Here is a 17,335-nt window from a genome sequence, read left to right as displayed (position 1 = left end):
AAGCGCTTGTGGCGGAATTGGTAGACGCGCTAGGTTCAGGTCCTAGTGGCTGAAAGGCCGTGGGGGTTCGAGTCCCTCCAAGCGCACCAACACTTCAAGTGTTGGTGTATGAGGTGCAGAAGTATAGTGGGGCCATAGCTCAGCTGGGAGAGCGCTACAATGGCATTGTAGAGGTCAGGAGTTCGATCCTCCTTGGCTCCACCACTTCTGAAGAGTTTGGGTAGGTTTAGGTCTTGTCTGTCGGGGTGATGCCTTGTATAAGGCGCCGCTCCTCAGCGCGGGTGTAGCTCAGTTGGTTAGAGCGCCGGCCTGTCACGCCGGAGGCCGCGGGTTCAAGTCCCGTCACTCGCGCCACTTTGCGGGCGTAGCTCAGGGGTAGAGCACAACCTTGCCAAGGTTGGGGTCGAGGGTTCGAATCCCTTCGCCCGCTCCATGACTGGAGCGACAGTTTTGGGTTCCCGTGGTCTCGTAGCTCAGCGGGAGAGCACTACGTTGACATCGTAGGGGTCACTGGTTCAATCCCAGTCGGGACCACCATTCTGAAGGCCGCCAACCGGAACGGGTTGGCGGCCTTCGCCGTTTCCGGGCCTCTTGCAGCACCTGTGCGATCCCCCGCCGGCCTGTCCGCTCCGCCCTCAAATCTCCGCCGGCGGCCTGACCGGGACCGGCCCGCCCGCAATGGGGGGAGGGGCCGGCAGCGACCGCAACGACGCCCGCGCCGCCTCGCGCATCGGGGCGAAGCCATCCTCCGGAAAGCGGCGGATCAGCGTCTGGTAGGACGCGCGCGCCACCTCCGGGCAGTTCAGGATGCGGAACCGGTCGCCCTGGCGCAGCAGGGCGGCGGCCTCGTCGGTCATCGGATGGCCGGCGATGGAGGAGGCGACTCCGTACCAGCGCCCATAGGCCGACCACAGCTCGCGCACGGCACTGCCGTCGCATCGGCCGGCGGTCAGCGCTTTTTCAAGGGCTTGGCGGTAATCGCTGTCGGGAGCCTGCGACACTTGCGCGCAGCCTCCGAGCGCAAACAGGCAAGCAGCGGCTGCGGCCGCCCCAAGGACGGACAGCGTCGTTCCGGACATGGAACCTCCTCAAACGCGGGTGCCCGGGGACCCTAGGACATCAGGGTTAAACCAGCGTTCATGTTTGTAAGCGTTGGTTTTCTGTTTCATCACCAACGTTAACCATAGGTGGCGGGTGAATTAATGGTTGTTTGCAGCGATCACTCGAAATTCGCATAGAGTTTCCAAGTAAAACCCCACATGAATAAAAATTTATCCAGTCTTTAGTCGAACGGAACCATTAAAACCACGTAAAACCAGGGTTGTGCCTATGTCTATCCGGGTAACCCAATCTGTTGACATGTTGCCTTTGGATAGGTTCTTTTGGAGCTGTGATAAGCATGTGACATCAGCGCAATTGCGTAAAAAACAATGCTTTATCTGCGCTTGCTCGACAATGGAGAATCCAATGCAGGCTTTGCTGATTGAGCCAGCCGATCTGATCGCCGACGCCATCGGCAAGCAACTCGCCCTGTGCAAGGTTAACCATGACCGCCTGGACCTGAATGGCCTGCGCGATCTGGTGGGCGGGCATGGCTCCGTCGACATCACGCACGACGCGATCATCATCGGCGATGTCGGCGACACCGAGGCCTGCGTCGCCATGCTGCGCGCCCGCAACGTGACCGCCGCGATCATCTGCCTGATCGAGCGCCGCTGCGCCAACACCACCGCCGGCATCCTGCGGGCCGGGGCCGACGACGTGCTGGTGAAGCCGGTCGTCAGCACCGAGATCCGTGCCCGGCTGGAGGCGATCCGCCGCCGCTCCTACGGGCTGACCAGCAACGCGGTGACGGTGGGCCGCCTGACCGTCTTCCTCGACGGCCGCGACCCGGAGGTGGACGGCGAACGCCTGCGCCTCAGCCAGCGCGAACATGCCATCCTGTCGGTGCTGGCGCTCAACCACCGCCGCGTGGTGTCGAAGGAGCACATCTACGAGGAGGTCTACGGCCTGTCCGGCTCCGACCCGCTCGACAAGGTGATCGACGTCTATATCTGCAAGCTGCGCAAGAAGATCGACACGGCGACCGGCGGCGGCCGCTACATCGAGACGGTCTATGGCCGCGGCTACAAGTTCGAGGCGCCGCCCGACCATGTCGCCCCCGACCGTGGCCAGCTGATGCTGGACCGCTGGTCGAACGCCGGCGCGCTGGCCGGAGCCCGCGTGCCCTTCATCCCGCCGGTTGTCCCCGGCAGCGCCGCCCGCGCCGTCGGGCGCTGACCGTCCGCTTCACGTCGTCTGCCCGCCCATAACCGAAAACACCGTCCGCCCCGAACGCCTCCGATTTTTTACCCCGGCTTAAACCGGCCCGGTCATCCTCTAATTCGCCGCTCGCGCCCCCGCACACCAGATCGGGAAGGCCGGCGTGAATGGCCCCGGCGTCAGAAAGGCGCCATGCATCTCGCGAATGGAGATACCCATGGCCTCGATTATGACGAACACCTCCGCCATGACCGCGCTGCAGACCCTGCGTCGCGTGACCGGGGATCTGGAGACCACGCAGGACCGCATCTCGACCGGCCTGAAGGTCAACAACGCCAAGGACAATGCCGCCTACTGGTCGATCGCCACGACCATGAAGGCCGACGTCGCCGGCTTCAAGGCGGTCAAGGAATCGCTGGAGCTGGGCTCCGGCACCACCAACACCGCGTCGGTGGCCTCCAAGAACATCGTCGAAAACCTCCAGACGCTGAAGGCCCGCGTCATTGCCGGCCAGACCAACGGCGTCGACAAGTCGCTGATCCAGAACGACGTCGACCAGCTGGTGAAGCTGATCAAGGGCGCCGCCGCCGACGCCTCCTTCAACGGCGACAACCTGCTGCGCGTCACCTACTCCAACGACGGCACGGCCAAGGACAAGAACGTCTCGATCCTCGCCTCGCTGAGCCGCAGCGACGGCAGCGTCGATCCGAGCTACATCGAATTCCAGCGCCAGGACATGCGCGTGGAATCCATCGTCGGCAAGGCCACCATCGAGCAGCAGGTCGACTCGACCAACGACCTGAAGGCGTCCGTCGGCATCAAGCTGGGCGCGCCGGACACCACCTTCATCGACGGCCAGAACCTGGGCCTCGGTGCCATGACGCTGACGGTCACCAAGGAGGACGGCAGCAAGGTCGACGTTTCGGTCGACCTGTCGGCGCAGACCTACGACACCGATCTGGCCACCACCCAGGGCAACTTGGTGACGGCCGTCAACGCTGCCTTGAACACCGCCGGCGCCGACTTCCAGGTCGCCTTCAACGGCGACACGCTGGAATTCACCGACCAGGACGTGAACGCCGACGGCAACTTCACCGCCCAGGTGTCCGGCCTGTGGGTCGGCTCGAAGGAAAGCGACGCCTTCGGCGGGCTCGCCGACCTGACCCAGATCGACGTGGTCAACAACTCGAAGAAGTCGCTTGAGGTCATCAACAAGCTGCTCGACAGCGCCATCGGCAAGGCGTCGGTCATCGGCTCCATCGAGAACCGCGTGTCGGTGCAGAACGACTTCGTGTCGAAGCTGACCGACTCGATGAACAAGGGCATCGGCGCCCTGGTCGATGCCGACATGAACGAGGAATCGAGCCGCCTGCAGGCCCTTCAGGTCCAGCAGCAGCTCGCCATCCAGGCTCTGTCCATCGCCAACCAGGGTCCGCAGAACATCCTGTCGCTGTTCCGCTAAGTCCCCTCGCGGGCGGCACCATCGTCCAATCCCCTGGACGATGGCGCCGCCCCGTCGGCCATGCCCGTTCATCCCGCCCGCCGCGGACCGGAGCGGGCATCGCCGACGGCCATCCGCGTCCGCCATCGAACCCACCGCAACCGGTCCGGCTTCCCGCCGCCAAGGACCCCACCGCAGGGGTGCGCCCATGAGCATCGCCGCCTACCACCAGACCATCGCCGAGTGCGACGATCCGCGAAAGATCGAGTACCGGGTGTTCCTGCGAATCACCCTGGCGCTGGAGAACAACCGCGACGCCGACTGGCGCTCCGCCGCACTGAAGGACGCGCTGTGGCGGAACCTGGAGCTGTGGAACACGCTCCGCGCCGACCTGCTGGAGGACGGCAATGCCCTGCCGGAGGGCTTGCGCGCCGGACTGGTCTCGCTCTCCTTCGCGGTGAACCGCAACACCCAGCGGGTCCTGCGCGGGGAGGGCGGCATCGACCTGCTGCTCCATATCAACCGCTCGGTGATGCAGGGCCTGCAAGGGGCGGTCCAGGGGGCGGCGCAAGCCGTTTCGCCCGCGCTGGAACTGGCGACGGAGGATTTGTCCTATGGCACTTAAGCTGCGCCTGAAGCCGTGCGAGCGCGTGGTCATCAACGGCTGCGTCGTGCAGAACGAGAACCGCCGCTACACCCTGACGATCTCCAACTTCGCCCAGATCATCCGCGGCAGCGACATCCTGCAGGAAGAGGATGCGGTGACCCCGGTGCGCCGCGCCTATTTCCTGATCCAGAGCATGCTGCTCGATCCCGAGATCGCCGCCAATGGCAGCGGTGCCGTGGCGGCGATGATGGCGCAGCTCTACACCGCCTTCGCCCGTCCCGACATGCAGGACCGCATCGCCCGCGCCATGGGCCATATCGGCGAGCGCGACTATTACAAGGCGCTGTCCGCCCTGCGCCCGGTGATGGAGTATGAGGGCACGCTGCTGGCGGCCCCGTCCCCGGCGTCTCCCTCCGCCCCCGCGGCCTCCTTCCAGGCGGACGGGATCGGCCATCACGCGGGAGGATGACGCCATGCCGACCCCCGTCACCGGCGTGACCGGCCCGTCCGGCGACCGCGCCACCACCACCAGCGCCGACATCATCGCCGAAGCGCGCCAGCGCCAGGCCGACCGGCTGCGCGCCGCCCAGGCCGAGACGGCCAAGCCGGTGGAGGCGGCCGAGCGCGCCCAGCAGACCACCGCCGCGAAAGCGGACACATCCGAGGCGGAGGCGAAGCACGCCGCCCGGCCCTACCGCGTCAACCTCGATCCCGACACGAGGCGGCTCTACACCGAGGTGCTCGACACCGCGACCGGGGAGGTCATCATGCGCATCCCCGCCGGCTATGGTGCCGAAACCGACGCGGCCGACGAGGGTCCCGTCCTTCCGCAGGGCGAGGGCGGCCGGGACGGGGAGGTCGAGGCATGACGACGCTCGTCGATCTGCGGATGGTCAGCAAGAACCACGACCGCTACGAACAGGCGGTGCGCAGCCGCCCGGCGGTGCAGCGCGCCATCGCCTATTTCCAGGACAACATCGGCAAGATCGCCAGCACCGAAGACTTCATGAAGGACGACAAGCTCTACCGCTTCGTCCTCGACGCCTTCGACCTCGGCAGCCAGGCCAAGTCGCGCGGCCTGATCCGCAAGGTTCTGGAAGAAGGGGTCAGCGACCAGTATTCCACCGCCAACCGGATGAGCGACACCAAGTTCCGCGAGATGGCGACCATCCTGGGCTTCGCCGAGAATGGCGGCGCCAACCTGAAGCAGCCGGCCGTCGTCCAGGCCATCGTCGACCGCTATGTCGCCGTGACGCTGGAGGTGGAATCGGAGGACAGGAACCCGGCGGTGCGGCTCGGCCTCTATTTCCAGCGGCGGTCGGCCAACATCACCAACTGGTATCAGGTCATGGCCGACAATGCCCTGCGCAAGGTGGTCTATACCACGCTGGGGCTGCCCGACCAGACGGCGCTGCTGGATGTCGACAAGCAGAAGGCGCTCCTGGAAAAGCGGATGGACATCGCCGACCTGAAGAGCCCGGACAAGGTCGCCAAGTTCCTCGACCGCTTCGCCGCGATGTACGACATGCAGAACGGCGGCGCCGCCGCCACCGCCGCCATGCCGTCCATCCGGCCGATCTCCCGCAGCGGACGGGCCTCGGTCATCTCCATCGATCCGTCCATCACCATGACGCTGATGAGGTTCCCGCGCTTCTGACAGGGCCGCGGGACTCGCCCGGGCGGGAGGAGTCCAGCCGTGCAGACGCCACCCGGCATTCAACAGGACCGCAGGTCCGGGGATCAACTGGACCGCAGGTCCGGCGACCAGCAGGACCGAAAGCCCCGCGACCGCATCCGTCCGCCCGCCACCACCGGCGCCGCCGCCGTGCCTCTGCGCGGTGCATCCGCCGAGGAGGATGATGACGGGCGCGACGCGCTGCACATCCTGCCGCTGTCGATCCTGCCGCTGGAAACGCCGGGGCTGCGCCGGGCGCGGCTGATCAAGAATGTCCGGCTGGAGACGGTGGCGGAGCTGTTCAACGACGCCCAGACCGGCAGCGGCCAGATCCGCATCGACCAGCTGTCGAAATGCTTCGGCATCGACGGCCCGGAATTCCGCCGCGACCTGCGCAAGATCGTGCAGATCGCCGAGGCCGCCAGCTTCGACGTCTACAGCCTGCGGCTGGAGCTGCGCCGCCTGAACATCGACGTGGAGGAGGCTGCGGCACTCCGCCTGTCGGCCGCCAAGCGGGCCGAGCTGACCAGCTACATGCGCGTCTTCACCCGGCCGCTGGTGGAGCATGTCTATGGCGTGCAGGGGGCGGACATCGCCAGCATGGACGAGCTTGTCCGCCTGTTCGCCCAGCCCGACGTGGAGGAGGCGCGGCGCCGCCTGCAACTGACCGCCGACCGGCTCGACATTCCGCTGGGGGAGATTCCGGCCTTCCTCGAGGACTATGCCGACATCTTCCTGTCGCTGGCCTATTTCAAGCGCTGCCTGGACGACATCGTGCCCGACGTGCAGGGCTTCCTCGGCTGGATGGCGGAGCTGTATCAGGTCAGCGAGGTGCGCCGCGACGCCCGCCAGGGCCGCATGCTGGACGACATCGGCCATGACCTGACCGACATCGCCACCTCGATCACCGGGCGCTTCGAGAGCTTCGACAACCGCTCCCGCGACTTCTGGCGCGACATCAACCCGGAAAGCTTCCGCAGCATCCGCGACCTGATCGTCACCCATCATCTGACCATCGGCGGGGTGCTGTGCGGGCTGGCGGTGAAGATGAATCTGTGGAAGCACCGCTTTTCGCGCGGCGGCGGCCCGGTGCGGCGGCTGGAGTTCATCCGCTCGGAAATCCTGCCGGGGCTCGCCCACATCAAGACCATCGAGCAGACCTCCCGCAACAACATGGGCTGGTGAGGGGGCGGCACAAATCTCGCTGCCGCACCCTTGTTTCGAGCGACGAACTCCACATCTAACCGAATGTCGGCGGTGACGCCGTCGCCCCAGTGCCTTTCCCAGTACGATCCCGCGTGACGGGGCCATTGCCCGGCCGGTGCTACAACTTCGGTGATCTTCCCTTGATCTAAGTTCCCCGGTTCGGCCCCCCGCTGCGGGCGTGCCGACGTTATCCTCTCCGATCCCGTGACGCGCAGGCTGCCGCGACCCTCCCCCGTGCCGCGGCGCCGCCGGTGGGATCGGAGAGGACCCCCTTTTCCCGATTTCCGAGCGCGGCATCCGCCAGGGATGCGCGCATGCCCCCGCGCATCCGGCGCCGGGGCGGCGACAAGGAACCCCATGGGTACGCATCAGAACACCGACTCCAAAACCATCGAAACCCACCGCTCGAATCTGGGCCGCGCTCTCGTCCTCCACCCGGTCCTGCGCGGCGTCGAGACCGCCCGCAGCCCCGAAGCCTCGCTGGAGGAGGCGGTCGGTCTTGCCGCGGCCATCGACCTCGACGTCGTGCAGGCCGCAATCGTCAAGGTCAACCAGCCGCGCCCGGCCACCCTGCTGGGCGGCGGCGCCATCGAGCAGCAGGCCAAGCTGATCGAAGAGGCGCGCGAGGCGGGCGAGCCCATCGACCTCGTCATCGTCGACCATCTGCTGACCCCGGTGCAGCAGCGCAATCTGGAACGGGCCTTCGGCGCCAAGGTCATCGACCGCACCGGTCTGATCCTGGAAATCTTCGGCGCCCGCGCCCGCACCCATGAAGGCCAGCTTCAGGTCGAGCTGGCGTCGCTGACCTACCAGAAGTCGCGGCTGGTGCGGTCCTGGACCCACCTTGAACGCCAGCGCGGCGGCTTCGGCTTCCTCGGCGGTCCCGGTGAATCGCAGCTCGAACTCGACCGCCGTCTGATCGGCAACCGCATCGTCAGGATCAAGCGGGAGCTGGACGACGTCCGCCGCACCCGCGGCCTGCACCGCAAGGCGCGCGCCAAGGTGCCCTATCCGGTGGTGGCGCTGGTCGGCTACACCAACGCCGGCAAGTCCACCCTGTTCAACCGGATGGCCGGCGCCGACGTGTTCGCCAAGGATCTGCTGTTCGCGACGCTGGATCCGACCATGCGGCAGGTGGTCCTGCCGTCGGGGCGCAAGGTGATCCTGTCCGACACGGTGGGTTTCATCTCCGACCTGCCGACCCATCTGGTCGCGGCCTTCCGCGCCACGCTGGAGGAGGTGCAGTCGGCCGACATCATCCTGCATGTCCGTGACATCGCCCATCCCGACACCGAAGCCCAGAAGGCCGACGTGGAGGCGATCCTGGCCGACCTCGGCATCGATCCGGAACGCGACCCGCGCGTGGTCGAGGTCTCCAACAAGATCGACCTGCTGGCCGGGGCGGAGCGTGACGCGGCGCTCGCCCGGGCCGGGCGGGAGGGCAACGCCTGTGCGCTGTCCGCCGCGACCGGCGAGCGTCTGGACACGCTGTTCCGCATCCTCGACGGGCGGATGACCGCCGGCCGCGAGCTGGTGGAACTGGATGTCGAGCATGGCGACGGGGCGACGCTCGCCTGGCTCTACGCCCATGGCGAGGTGGTCGACCGTCGCGACGACGACAGCCACGCCCATCTGCAGGTGGCCATCGAGCCGGCGACGCTGGCCCGTCTGGGCCATGCGGGGCAGGAGCGTGCCACAGCCTGACCGCGATTGCCGGATTTTGAAAAACAGGGGGCTGCCGGAAACGGTGGCCCCTTTTCTTATGACGCGCTCGAAGACCTGTCTGAATTGACGGGCCGGTTCGTCAATATAGGCTATGACCATCTTCATAAATGTACGGTGCTTTAAAGGATTTCCGCACCGATTTAAAAATCAGTTCCGCCGACTGTCCATAGTGCGGAGACTAAGATGTTTGACCGCGCTCCGCAAATATGTATGATCCGGCGCTCGATTTTGTGCGGACGCGCGATTCGCGTTGTGCGAGCAATATGCGCCCGGTTGCCGATTGCCGGCTTTTCTTACCGGGCCCGCAACATTCACTCAGCCGCTTCGTTGTGCCGTGAGCGTCTCGTCACGCTTGCGCTTGGGCGGGCTTGTTTCGGAGTGCCATCATGCAAGGAATCAACAAAACAGTCTCCTTCACTGCCGGAGGATTGATTCTGTTCTTCGTCGCGGTCGCGTCGCTGTTCACCGACTCCTTCGGCGCCCGGGTGTCGGCGGTCCAGGCGGCCATCGTCGGCAATTTCGGCTGGTTCTATGTTCTGAGCGTGGCGGGATTCCTGCTGTTCGCCCTCTGGCTTTTCATCAGCCCTTACAGCTCGGTCAAGCTGGGCAAGGACGACGACGAGCCGGAGTTCAGCTATCCGACATGGTTCGCCATGCTGTTCAGCGCCGGCATGGGCATCGGTCTGCTGTTCTATGGCGTGGCCGAGCCGATGCTCCATTTCTCCAATCCGCGCATCGGCGAGGGCGGAACCCCCGACGCCGCGCGCGAGGCGATGAATCTGGCTTTCCTGCATTGGGGCCTGCATGCCTGGGGCATCTACATCGTCGTCGGACTGGCGCTTGGCTATTTCGCCTATCGCCACGATCTGCCGCTGACCATCCGCTCGGCGCTCTACCCGCTGCTCGGCGACCGCATCCGCGGCTGGCCGGGCCACATCGTCGACATCACCGCAATCGTCGGCACGCTGTTCGGCATCGCCACCTCTCTCGGCCTCGGCGTCACCCAGATCAACGCGGGCTTCGCCTATCTCGGCCTGCTCAATGTCGGAACCACGCAGCAGATGGTGCTGCTCGTGGTCATCACCGCAATCGCCACGGCTTCCGCCGTCAGCGGCGTCGGCAAGGGCATCCGCCGCCTGAGCGAACTGAACATGCTTGGCGGGCTTCTGCTGCTGGCCTTCGTCTTCCTGCTCGGCCCGACGGTGTTCCTGCTGTCCACCCTGGTGGAGAACATCGGCCGCTATCTGTGGACGCTTCCCTACACCAGCTTCCGCACGCTGCCCTATTCCGGCGCGGAATGGCAGGCGAGCTGGACCATGTTCTACTGGGGCTGGTGGATTTCCTGGGCGCCCTTCGTCGGCATGTTCATCGCCCGCGTGTCGCGCGGCCGCACCATCCGCGAATTCATCGGCGGCGTGCTGTTCGCCCCGGTCGCCCTGACCTTCGTCTGGTTCACCGTGTTCGGCGAGACCGCCATCCATATGGAGATGTTCGACGGCGGCGGCATGGCCAAGGCGGTGGCCGACAGCGTGCCGACGGCGCTGTTCGTGATGCTGGACCGGCTGCCGCTGAGCATGATCACCTCCGCCCTCGGCACGCTGATGGTCGTTTGCTTCTTCGTCACCTCGGCCGATTCCGGCGCGCTGGTCATCGACATCATCGGTTCGGGCGGCGACCAGGATCCGCCCATCGCGACCCGCATCTTCTGGGCGGTGCTGTCGGGCGCCGTCGCTGCCGTCCTGCTTCTGGTCGGCGGGTTGCAAGCCCTGCAGACGGCGGCGGTGACAACCGCGTTGCCCTTCACCATCGTCATGGTGCTGATGTGCGTTAGCCTGGTGGTCAGCCTGCGCGAGGAGCGCAGCATCGCCCAGGACCGCCGCGCCGTCCGCGAGTCCCTGGCCCCTGGCGGGGCGGAGTCCGCGCCGGCGCTGCTGGAAGCCGGGGACGACTGGCGGCAGCGGCTCGGCGCGATGGTGGGCCGCCGCACGGCGGTGCAGGTCGCCATTCCCCCCGGCGGAGGCGCTGCCCGGCGGGAGGTGGCCCGCTTCATCGCCGAAACCGCCCAGCCGGCCCTGCGCGACGTGGCGGTCGAGCTGGAGCGGCTCGGCCGGCGGGTGGAGATCGAGACCTCGGCCTTCAGCGCCGGCCTGACCGTGCTGCGCAACGGGCAGGAGGAGTTCTCCTACACCATCCGCGCCCGCGCCTATCACCCGCTGACCTTCGCCTTCCCGGCGTGGGAGGACGATGCCGACCCCTGGCAGCGCCGGGTCGAGGTGATCCTGCGCGGCGGCCTGCACAAGCAGCTGCCCGCCGACCGCACCAGCCGCGAGGCGATCACGCGGGACGTCGTCCAGGAATACGGCAAATGGCTGGGGTGGTGAGCAGCGGTGGCGATCCGCCCGACCTATCCGCCTGATGGCGGTGGGCGGGACACCACGTAGGCGGCGGCTCCCATCATGACCAACCCGGTGCCGGCGAGCACCGGGTAGCCGGGGGAGGACAGGGCCAGGACGGCGAAGCTGGACGACATGCCCCCGACCGCCATGAGTTTCGCCTTCACCGGAATGGCGCCGCGGTCCTGCCACTCGCGGATGGCGCGGCCGAACCGCGGGTCGTTGCGCATCCGCTCGCGCAGTTCGGGATTGCCGCGGGCATAGGCCCAGCCGGCGACCAGCAGGAAGGGGACGGTGGGCAGGATCGGCAGGAAGGCCCCGGCGGTGGCCAACCCGACCGCGCCATGGCCGACCAGCAGCCACAGCCGCCGCCGTCCCTTGCCCATGCCCTGTTCCAGGCCGCTATCCGCATCCATCGTCCGACCGCCCGCTTTCGTGTCTCCCGGCTCCGGTTCATTGAACCGCGCCCGGCGGCACCGCGCAAGCTGGGGCTGGTCACGACGCCGTGCGCACCATCCCCGGCGTGCCGGCCTTGGCCGTCGCCTCCAGGCTGTAGAGCTTCGCCAGCAGCTGCGGCGCCGGCTGTTCGGCCGACGGCGCGGCGACCGCCGCCGCTTCCGTCGTCGGTGCGGATTTGCGGCGCAAGGCCTCCGCCAGCGATTGGGGGGAGGGCAGGGTGGGGTCGCCGCCGCTGCCGCCGCCCATCCAGGGCAACTGCCCTACCGGCGGCTGTTCCGCCACGGCGGTCTCCGTCCCCTCCTCCAGCAGGCTGCCGATATGGCCCAGCACGCTGTCGCCGGTGACCTCCTCGAAGGCGACCATGGCGGCGCTGCCGATCAGGCCGGGCAGGCCGCCGAACAGGAAGCCGCCGGCCAGCCGGGCGGGGATCGAGATGCTCTCGCCCGTCGCCTCGCGGTAGACCGACGACACCACCGGCAATTGCTGGAGCGGGTTGACCACGTCGAGCAGATCGTCGAAGCCGACGCTCATCCTGTCGGCCAGCGTCTCCTCCGGCTCGGCGGAGGCCTTGCGCTGGGCGGTCGGCGGTGTCACGGCCTGGGCGGCCAGTCTTGTATTGACGCTCATGCGTGGTCTCCGATGGCGGCGAGCAGCGACTCCAGCCGGGCGAAGCTGTCGGCGGAGGGGGAGGGGTCGTCCTTGCCCTGGCGCAGGAAATCCTCCAGCCGGGGGTGCAGATCGATGGCGGCGTCGGTTTCCGGATCGGTGCCGCGCTTGTAGGCGCCGAGCCGGATCATCTCCTTCATGCCGTCATAGCCGGCGGCCAGCGCGCGGGCGCGGCCGACGATGCGGTTCTCCCGCGCGTCGTGGCAGCCGGGCAGGCTGCGCGACACGCTGCGCAACAGATTGACGGCGGGATAGCGTCCCTGCTCGGCGATCTTGCGGTCGAGCACCAGATGGCCGTCGAGGATGCCGCGCACCGCGTCGGCAATCGGTTCGTCATGGTCGTCGCCATCGACCAGAACGGTGAAGATGGCGGTGATGTCGCCCTCTCCACCGCTTTCGGGCCCGGGCCCGGCCCGTTCCAGCAGGCGGGGCAGTTCGGCGAAGACGCTGGGCGGATAGCTCTTGGCGGTCGGCGGCTCGCCGGCGGCCAGCCCGATCTCGCGCTGGGCCATGGCGAAGCGGGTGACGCTGTCCATCAGGCACAGCACATGTTTGCCCTGGTCCCTCATCTCCTCCGCCACCGTCATGGTCAGCAGCGCCGCCTGCCGGCGCATCAGCGGCGGCTCGTCCGAGGTGGCGACGATGACGACCGAGCGGGCCAGCCCCTCCGGCCCCAGATCGTCCTGGATGAATTCGCGCACCTCGCGCCCGCGCTCGCCGATCAGGCCGATGACGATGGCGTCGGCCTCGGCATGACGGGCGACCATCGCCAACAGCGTCGATTTGCCGACGCCCGACCCGGCGAAGACGCCCAGCCGCTGGCCGCGGCAGAGCGGCACGAAGCTGTCGATCACCCGGATGCCGCTGTCCAGCCGCCTGCCCACCCGGCGGCGGGCGCAGGCGGCCGGCGGCGGCTGGCGCAAGCTGCGCGGATGCTCGCCGTTCGCCAGCGGACCCTTGCCGTCGATCGGCTCGCCCAGCGCGTTCACCACCCGGCCGAGCCAGCCGGGGCCGGGCCGGAGCGTGAAGGCGGTGTCGTCGGTGACGGCGGCGCAGCCCTCCGCCACGCCGTCGAGGCTGTCGAAGGCCATCAGCAGTGAGCGGCCGTTGCGGAAGCCGATGGTCTCGCACAGCACCCGGCCGCCGCGGACGGTCTCCGCATGGCATTTGTCGCCGACCGACAGCACGCGCTGCAACCCGTCTACCTCCAGCGTCATGCCGGCGGCCGAGCGGATTTCCCCGCGCCACCGGCGGGTCGGCAGCCGGTCGAATTCCGCCGCCAGGGTGGCGAGTGCCCGCATCGGTTCTGTCTCCACCATGTCCATCGATGGCATGAGCCTAGAGCAGCGAATTTAAATCCGGTTTTAAACGGGCGCGGTCATCGTCCGGCACAGTGTTCCGGCAAGTTGTGATGGACCGAGGTCGCAATGGATTTGGGTAAAATTGGTTTCTTTCAGCTTGCCGGCACGCGGCTGGACTATCTGGCGCAGCGACAGAAGCTGGTCGCCGAGAATGTGGTGAACGCCAACACGCCCGACTACCAGGCGCGCGACCTGAAACCCTTCGACAGCGTGATGGACGGCATCCGCCCGGTGGAGACCGCCCGCACCTCCGGCCTGCATCTGGCGAGCACCCGCTCCACCGCCGGCTTCCGCGAGGAGGGCAGGGCCGCCCTGTGGGAATCGACGCCCAGCGGCAACGCGGTGTCGCTGGAGCAGGAGATGATCAAGGGCAGCGAGACCCGCGACGCCTTCGCGCTGACCACCAGCCTGTTCCAGCGCAATGTGCAGATGCTGCGCATGGCCTGGAAGAACGGTTGAAGAGCTTAGGACGGAGACGACCCGATGATGAACGATGTCCTCGGAGCCACGCTGAAGATTGCCGGTGCCGGCCTCCAGGCGCAATCGACCCGCCTGCGCGTGGTGGCGGAGAATCTCGCCAACGCCGACAGCACCGCCACCGCCAGGGGCGGCGATCCCTACCGCCGCAAGACGGTGTCCTTCGACAGCGTGATGGACCGCGGCGTCGGGGCGGAGCTGGTGCAGGTCAAGCAGATCGGCCGCGACCGCAGCGACTTCCAGCTCGCTTACGACCCCTCGCACCCGGCGGCCGACGACAAGGGCTACGTCAAGAAGCCCAACGTCCAGCCGCTGGTCGAGATGATGGACATGCGCGAGGCCGGCCGCGCCTTCGAGGCCAGCATGAACGTCATCGAACAATCGCGCGCGATGATGACCCGCGTCGTCGACCTGCTGCGCAGCTGAGGAGCCGTTCCATGATCGAGATGTCCGTCGGCCGCGTCGCCGCCGCCTACGCCGCCAACCGCAGCCCCATCGCCAGCGGCGTCGCCGAGGCGCAGACGGCGGCCTCGCCGCTGTCGGCGGCCAGCCAGACCGACGCGGTCGCCGCCGGCGCCGAGAGCGATTTCGGCGGCTTCCTCGACAAGTCGATCTCCCAGGCGGTCGACACGCTGAAGGAGAGCGAGCGCGTGTCGCTCGCCGCCGTGTCGGGCAAGGCCAGCGCGCAGGACGTGGTGCGCTCGGTGCTGGCCGCCGAGATGACGGTGCAGAGCGTCGTCGCCATCCGCGACAAGATGGTCCAGGCCTATCAGGAGATCATGCGCATCGCGGTGTGAGCGGGTGCGTCAGCCCACCGGGAAGAATCCCCTCTCCCCCGGGGAGAGGGTTAGGGTGAGGGGGACGCACCGCGTGGCTTCCCGAGAATCCTCGCCTTGCATCCCCCTCACCCCGGCCCTCTCCCCGGGGGGGAGAGGGGATTTCCCGCTCCATAGGAAAACCAAGGATCCCCCTATGAACCAGGCCGACGTGCTGGAGGTGCTGCGCAGCGGCATCTGGACGACCCTGCTGATCGCCGCCCCGCCGCTGCTCGTCGCGGTGGTGGTCGGCGTGTCGATCTCACTGGTGCAGGCGTTGACCCAGGTGCAGGAGATGACGCTGACCTTCGTGCCGAAGATCGTCGCGATCCTGGTGGTGACGGTGCTGGCGCTGCCCTTCATGTACGGCGCGCTCGCCACCTACGCCGACCGGCTGAGCGACCTGATCGTCGCCATCGACTGACGGCGCCGGCGGATGCGGTCCCCCCTGTTGCGAGCGGCCGTGCTCCCCCTTCTCGGGCTGCTCGTGAGCCCGGCCGGCGGTGCGGCGGCGCCGCCGGCCAACCTCTCGCAGATCGGGGTGTGGAGCACCGCCCTCTACGCGCCGCCCAAACAGCCCGCCCCCCAAGCGCCGGCCAAGGCCCTGCCGCCGGAAGCGCAATGCATCGCCGCTATCCTCGATGCGGAGAAGGCGGCGGGCATCGCCGACCATCTGCTGCTGGCGATGGGCTTCACCGAGTCCGGCCGGCGGACGGAGGACCGGCTCTTCACCGCCTGGCCCTGGACGGTCAACACCGAGGGGCGCTCCCATTACTTCCCGACGCGCGACGCGGCGATATCCTTCGTGCGCGAGACCCAGGCGCGCGGCGTCCAGTCCATCGACGTCGGCTGCCTGCAAGTGAATCTGCGCTGGCACCCCGACGCCTTTCCCGACCTCGTCACCGCCTTCGATCCGGTCGCCAATGCCCGCTATGCCGCGTCCTTCCTGTCGGCGCTGCGGCGCGACCACGGCTCGCTGGAAACCGCCATCGCCCGCTACCACTCCGCCCAGTCCGAGCGCGGCGAGGCCTATCGCCAGCGGGTGACCGGCAATCTGCGCTGGGTCGCCGGGGCGCTCGGCTATCTGGAGACGCTGGCCGCCGGCCCCGGCGGCTCCGCCCAGGTCTGGACCGCCGCGGAGCGCGGGCGCTTGAGCTTCCTGTCCGGCCTGTTCGCCGATGGCCCGGCCCGCCCGCTGCTGCCGGCCGGGCAGAACTGAAACCGGGTCACTGCGGGAAATGCTCGACATGGCATTCCGCGGTCCGGCCGTAATAGACCACCCGCCGGCCGGAGAAGGACACCATGTAGCCGGCGCATCCGGCCGCCTTCACCGCCTCGCAGAAGCCGCGATAGCTGTAGCCCGCCGCGTTGGTCTGCGCCGCCCGCACCGCCGCCTCGACCGCGTCCGCCCGGAAGGTCGCGGCGACCGGTGTCGGCGTCGCGATGACCGGCAACTCCACGCTGTCGCCGTCCGGCAGGTAATAGGTGCTGATCCCGCGGCGGTAATCGACGGCATAGCCCTCGAACCCGGCGTCGATCAGCACGGCGACGATGGACGGGAAGTTCATCGTGCCGTCATGCGACGCGGCGAGGCAGGTCTGGGCAATCGTCTTCTGCTGCGCGTTCATCGGCGCTTCTCCTTCATCAGGGTCGGTGGGGGAGAGGGGATCAGCCGGTTGGGCTGCTTTTCAGCCCATGCGCCGCGGCGATCTTCCTCAAAATCCGGTCGAGCTGCGCGCGTTCCTCCGCCGTCAGGCAGGCGAAGGCCGCCTCGTCGTTCTCGTCCGCCAAGCGGGCCAAATCCGGCACCAGCAGGCGTCCCGCGTCCGACAGCGCCAGCACATGGGCGCGGCCGTCGGCCGGGTCGTCGTCGCGGGTGACCAGGGCCTTGGCGACCAGCCGGTCGGCCAGCTTGTTGATGGCGCCGCGGGTCATGCCCATCCGTCCGGCGAGCCGGTTGGGGGCCAGAGGACCGGCGTCCTGCAACTCCCTCATCATGACCCACTCGGCCACCGTCACGTCCTTGCCCTCCAGCCGGCGGGCGAAGGCGAAGGACACATGGTTGGACACCATGCGCATCCAGTAGCCGAGATGGTCGGTCAGCCGGGAAACCCCGCCGCTGGCGTTCATGGAAGGCCGCTCCGTTTGTTGACTAGGAAACTACCGCGCAGTTTGTTTCCTAGTCAACCACTTTCCCGTTCCGACCCCGCATCGGGCCCCGCCCTTAAATCCCGGTTTTACCGCACCC

At 67.6% G+C, this 17,335-nt stretch carries 20 protein-coding genes and 5 tRNA genes; 19 read left to right on the top strand and 6 right to left on the bottom strand.

Annotated elements, in window-relative coordinates; genetic code table 11:
* Window positions 1-2: 2 nt before the first annotated feature.
* The 5 genes from ACWPN3_RS13910 (at window position 3) to ACWPN3_RS13890 (ending at window position 537) form a co-directional block, all read left to right on the top strand.
* Window positions 3-89 (top strand) — tRNA-Leu (locus ACWPN3_RS13910).
* Between the two features lie 39 nt (window positions 90-128).
* A tRNA-Ala gene (locus ACWPN3_RS13905) sits at window positions 129-204 on the top strand.
* 73 nt (window positions 205-277) lie between these two features.
* A tRNA-Asp gene (locus tag ACWPN3_RS13900) sits at window positions 278-354 on the top strand.
* Window positions 355-358: 4 nt separating this feature from the next.
* Window positions 359-433 (top strand) — tRNA-Gly (locus ACWPN3_RS13895).
* Between the two features lie 29 nt (window positions 434-462).
* Window positions 463-537 (top strand) — tRNA-Val (locus ACWPN3_RS13890).
* Window positions 538-635: 98 nt separating this feature from the next.
* Here the strand turns inward: ACWPN3_RS13890 and ACWPN3_RS13885 are convergent.
* On the bottom strand, window positions 636-1,001 hold the full coding sequence (locus ACWPN3_RS13885; RefSeq protein WP_492239515.1) for a hypothetical protein: 366 nt from the start codon (window positions 999-1,001) through the stop codon (window positions 636-638).
* A gap of 466 nt (window positions 1,002-1,467) precedes the next feature.
* Here ACWPN3_RS13885 and ACWPN3_RS13880 point away from each other — a divergent pair, with 466 nt between their 5' ends.
* The 9 genes from ACWPN3_RS13880 to ACWPN3_RS13840 all read left to right on the top strand — a co-directional run bounded on the left by ACWPN3_RS13880 (window position 1,468) and on the right by ACWPN3_RS13840 (window position 11,297).
* The gene (locus tag ACWPN3_RS13880; RefSeq protein WP_492239516.1) at window positions 1,468-2,280 is read left to right on the top strand and encodes a winged helix-turn-helix domain-containing protein; all 813 of its coding nucleotides are present in this window, start codon (window positions 1,468-1,470) and stop codon (window positions 2,278-2,280) included.
* 187 nt (window positions 2,281-2,467) lie between these two features.
* Complete coding sequence (locus tag ACWPN3_RS13875; protein WP_492261488.1) at window positions 2,468-3,724, top strand: flagellin N-terminal helical domain-containing protein; 1,257 nt, start codon at window positions 2,468-2,470, stop codon at window positions 3,722-3,724.
* 187 nt (window positions 3,725-3,911) lie between these two features.
* Entirely contained in the window at window positions 3,912-4,328 is a 417-nt protein-coding gene (locus ACWPN3_RS13870; RefSeq protein WP_109451012.1) for a flagellar biosynthesis regulator FlaF, read from the top strand.
* A complete protein-coding gene (locus ACWPN3_RS13865) occupies window positions 4,318-4,779 on the top strand; it encodes a flagellar biosynthesis repressor FlbT (RefSeq protein WP_492239518.1) in 462 nt (153 codons plus the stop codon). The genes ACWPN3_RS13870 and ACWPN3_RS13865 overlap by 11 nt, the downstream gene beginning before the upstream one ends.
* Before the next feature lie 4 nt (window positions 4,780-4,783).
* Window positions 4,784-5,179 (top strand): flagellar protein FlaG, encoded by a 396-nt coding sequence (locus ACWPN3_RS13860; protein ID WP_492239519.1) that lies wholly within the window; start codon window positions 4,784-4,786, stop codon window positions 5,177-5,179.
* The gene (locus ACWPN3_RS13855; protein ID WP_492239520.1) at window positions 5,176-5,967 is read left to right on the top strand and encodes a DUF1217 domain-containing protein; all 792 of its coding nucleotides are present in this window, start codon (window positions 5,176-5,178) and stop codon (window positions 5,965-5,967) included. The genes ACWPN3_RS13860 and ACWPN3_RS13855 overlap by 4 nt, the downstream gene beginning before the upstream one ends.
* Window positions 5,968-6,006: 39 nt before the next feature.
* Window positions 6,007-7,170 carry a hypothetical protein gene (locus ACWPN3_RS13850; RefSeq protein ID WP_492239521.1) on the top strand — a complete coding sequence of 388 codons (1,164 nt, stop codon included), beginning with the start codon at window positions 6,007-6,009 and terminating at the stop codon, window positions 7,168-7,170.
* A gap of 378 nt (window positions 7,171-7,548) precedes the next feature.
* Window positions 7,549-8,895 carry a GTPase HflX gene (gene hflX / locus ACWPN3_RS13845; protein WP_492239522.1) on the top strand — a complete coding sequence of 449 codons (1,347 nt, stop codon included), beginning with the start codon at window positions 7,549-7,551 and terminating at the stop codon, window positions 8,893-8,895.
* Window positions 8,896-9,302: 407 nt separating this feature from the next.
* Complete coding sequence (locus ACWPN3_RS13840; RefSeq protein ID WP_492239523.1) at window positions 9,303-11,297, top strand: BCCT family transporter; 1,995 nt, start codon at window positions 9,303-9,305, stop codon at window positions 11,295-11,297.
* 23 nt (window positions 11,298-11,320) lie between these two features.
* Here the strand turns inward: ACWPN3_RS13840 and ACWPN3_RS13835 are convergent, their stop codons facing one another.
* The 3 genes from ACWPN3_RS13835 to fliI all read right to left on the bottom strand — a co-directional run bounded on the left by ACWPN3_RS13835 (window position 11,321) and on the right by fliI (window position 13,735).
* Window positions 11,321-11,725: a YbaN family protein gene (locus ACWPN3_RS13835; RefSeq protein ID WP_109451022.1), complete on the bottom strand. Its 405-nt coding sequence runs from the start codon at window positions 11,723-11,725 to the stop codon at window positions 11,321-11,323.
* Window positions 11,726-11,804: 79 nt separating this feature from the next.
* Window positions 11,805-12,395 (bottom strand): hypothetical protein, encoded by a 591-nt coding sequence (locus tag ACWPN3_RS13830; protein WP_492239524.1) that lies wholly within the window; start codon window positions 12,393-12,395, stop codon window positions 11,805-11,807.
* On the bottom strand, window positions 12,392-13,735 hold the full coding sequence (fliI, locus tag ACWPN3_RS13825; RefSeq protein ID WP_492239525.1) for a flagellar protein export ATPase FliI: 1,344 nt from the start codon (window positions 13,733-13,735) through the stop codon (window positions 12,392-12,394). The genes ACWPN3_RS13830 and fliI overlap by 4 nt, the downstream gene beginning before the upstream one ends.
* 126 nt (window positions 13,736-13,861) lie before the next feature.
* On the opposite strand from fliI, the gene ACWPN3_RS13820 reads away from it, so the two are divergent.
* From ACWPN3_RS13820 to ACWPN3_RS13800, 5 genes are all read left to right on the top strand, one after another.
* Window positions 13,862-14,254 (top strand): flagellar biosynthesis protein FlgG, encoded by a 393-nt coding sequence (locus tag ACWPN3_RS13820; protein ID WP_098735359.1) that lies wholly within the window; start codon window positions 13,862-13,864, stop codon window positions 14,252-14,254.
* A gap of 24 nt (window positions 14,255-14,278) precedes the next feature.
* Entirely contained in the window at window positions 14,279-14,698 is a 420-nt protein-coding gene (gene flgC, locus ACWPN3_RS13815) for a flagellar basal body rod protein FlgC (RefSeq protein ID WP_109049423.1), read from the top strand.
* 11 nt (window positions 14,699-14,709) lie between these two features.
* Complete coding sequence (fliE, locus tag ACWPN3_RS13810) at window positions 14,710-15,069, top strand: flagellar hook-basal body complex protein FliE (protein ID WP_492239526.1); 360 nt, start codon at window positions 14,710-14,712, stop codon at window positions 15,067-15,069.
* A 175-nt stretch (window positions 15,070-15,244) separates the two neighbouring features.
* Complete coding sequence (gene fliQ / locus ACWPN3_RS13805; RefSeq protein WP_492239527.1) at window positions 15,245-15,511, top strand: flagellar biosynthesis protein FliQ; 267 nt, start codon at window positions 15,245-15,247, stop codon at window positions 15,509-15,511.
* A gap of 39 nt (window positions 15,512-15,550) precedes the next feature.
* Window positions 15,551-16,306, top strand: coding sequence for a lysozyme family protein (locus ACWPN3_RS13800; protein ID WP_247873129.1), 756 nt, complete (start codon window positions 15,551-15,553; stop codon window positions 16,304-16,306).
* Between the two features lie 7 nt (window positions 16,307-16,313).
* Here the strand turns inward: ACWPN3_RS13800 and ACWPN3_RS13795 are convergent, their stop codons facing one another.
* Window positions 16,314-16,715, bottom strand: a complete 402-nt coding sequence (locus tag ACWPN3_RS13795; RefSeq protein WP_492239528.1) for a DUF1398 domain-containing protein — start codon at window positions 16,713-16,715, stop codon at window positions 16,314-16,316.
* Between the two features lie 40 nt (window positions 16,716-16,755).
* Complete coding sequence (locus ACWPN3_RS13790) at window positions 16,756-17,217, bottom strand: MarR family winged helix-turn-helix transcriptional regulator (RefSeq protein WP_492261487.1); 462 nt, start codon at window positions 17,215-17,217, stop codon at window positions 16,756-16,758.
* Window positions 17,218-17,335 lie beyond the last annotated feature (118 nt).

It is taken from the genome of Azospirillum sp. UENF 111221 (assembly GCF_058780625.1).
Note: the sequence above shows the minus strand (reverse complement) of the source record. Positions and strands in the feature narration are given on the sequence as shown.

What these genes read in the sequence shown, in the direction of transcription:
- ACWPN3_RS13880 (WP_492239516.1), top strand. Translation starts at nt 1,468, where the DNA reads ATGCAGGCTTTGCTGATTGAGCCAGCCGATCTGATCGCCGACGCCATC.
- ACWPN3_RS13875 (WP_492261488.1), top strand. Translation starts at nt 2,468, where the DNA reads ATGGAGATACCCATGGCCTCGATTATGACGAACACCTCCGCCATGACC.
- ACWPN3_RS13870 (WP_109451012.1), top strand. Translation starts at nt 3,912, where the DNA reads ATGAGCATCGCCGCCTACCACCAGACCATCGCCGAGTGCGACGATCCG.
- ACWPN3_RS13865 (WP_492239518.1), top strand. Translation starts at nt 4,318, where the DNA reads ATGGCACTTAAGCTGCGCCTGAAGCCGTGCGAGCGCGTGGTCATCAAC.
- ACWPN3_RS13860 (WP_492239519.1), top strand. Translation starts at nt 4,784, where the DNA reads ATGCCGACCCCCGTCACCGGCGTGACCGGCCCGTCCGGCGACCGCGCC.
- ACWPN3_RS13855 (WP_492239520.1), top strand. Translation starts at nt 5,176, where the DNA reads ATGACGACGCTCGTCGATCTGCGGATGGTCAGCAAGAACCACGACCGC.
- hflX (WP_492239522.1), top strand. Translation starts at nt 7,549, where the DNA reads ATGGGTACGCATCAGAACACCGACTCCAAAACCATCGAAACCCACCGC.
- ACWPN3_RS13840 (WP_492239523.1), top strand. Translation starts at nt 9,303, where the DNA reads ATGCAAGGAATCAACAAAACAGTCTCCTTCACTGCCGGAGGATTGATT.
- ACWPN3_RS13835 (WP_109451022.1), bottom strand. Translation starts at nt 11,725, where the DNA reads ATGGATGCGGATAGCGGCCTGGAACAGGGCATGGGCAAGGGACGGCGG.
- ACWPN3_RS13830 (WP_492239524.1), bottom strand. Translation starts at nt 12,395, where the DNA reads ATGAGCGTCAATACAAGACTGGCCGCCCAGGCCGTGACACCGCCGACC.
- fliI (WP_492239525.1), bottom strand. Translation starts at nt 13,735, where the DNA reads ATGCGGGCACTCGCCACCCTGGCGGCGGAATTCGACCGGCTGCCGACC.
- ACWPN3_RS13820 (WP_098735359.1), top strand. Translation starts at nt 13,862, where the DNA reads ATGGATTTGGGTAAAATTGGTTTCTTTCAGCTTGCCGGCACGCGGCTG.
- flgC (WP_109049423.1), top strand. Translation starts at nt 14,279, where the DNA reads ATGATGAACGATGTCCTCGGAGCCACGCTGAAGATTGCCGGTGCCGGC.
- fliE (WP_492239526.1), top strand. Translation starts at nt 14,710, where the DNA reads ATGATCGAGATGTCCGTCGGCCGCGTCGCCGCCGCCTACGCCGCCAAC.
- fliQ (WP_492239527.1), top strand. Translation starts at nt 15,245, where the DNA reads ATGAACCAGGCCGACGTGCTGGAGGTGCTGCGCAGCGGCATCTGGACG.
- ACWPN3_RS13795 (WP_492239528.1), bottom strand. Translation starts at nt 16,715, where the DNA reads ATGAACGCGCAGCAGAAGACGATTGCCCAGACCTGCCTCGCCGCGTCG.
- ACWPN3_RS13790 (WP_492261487.1), bottom strand. Translation starts at nt 17,217, where the DNA reads ATGAACGCCAGCGGCGGGGTTTCCCGGCTGACCGACCATCTCGGCTAC.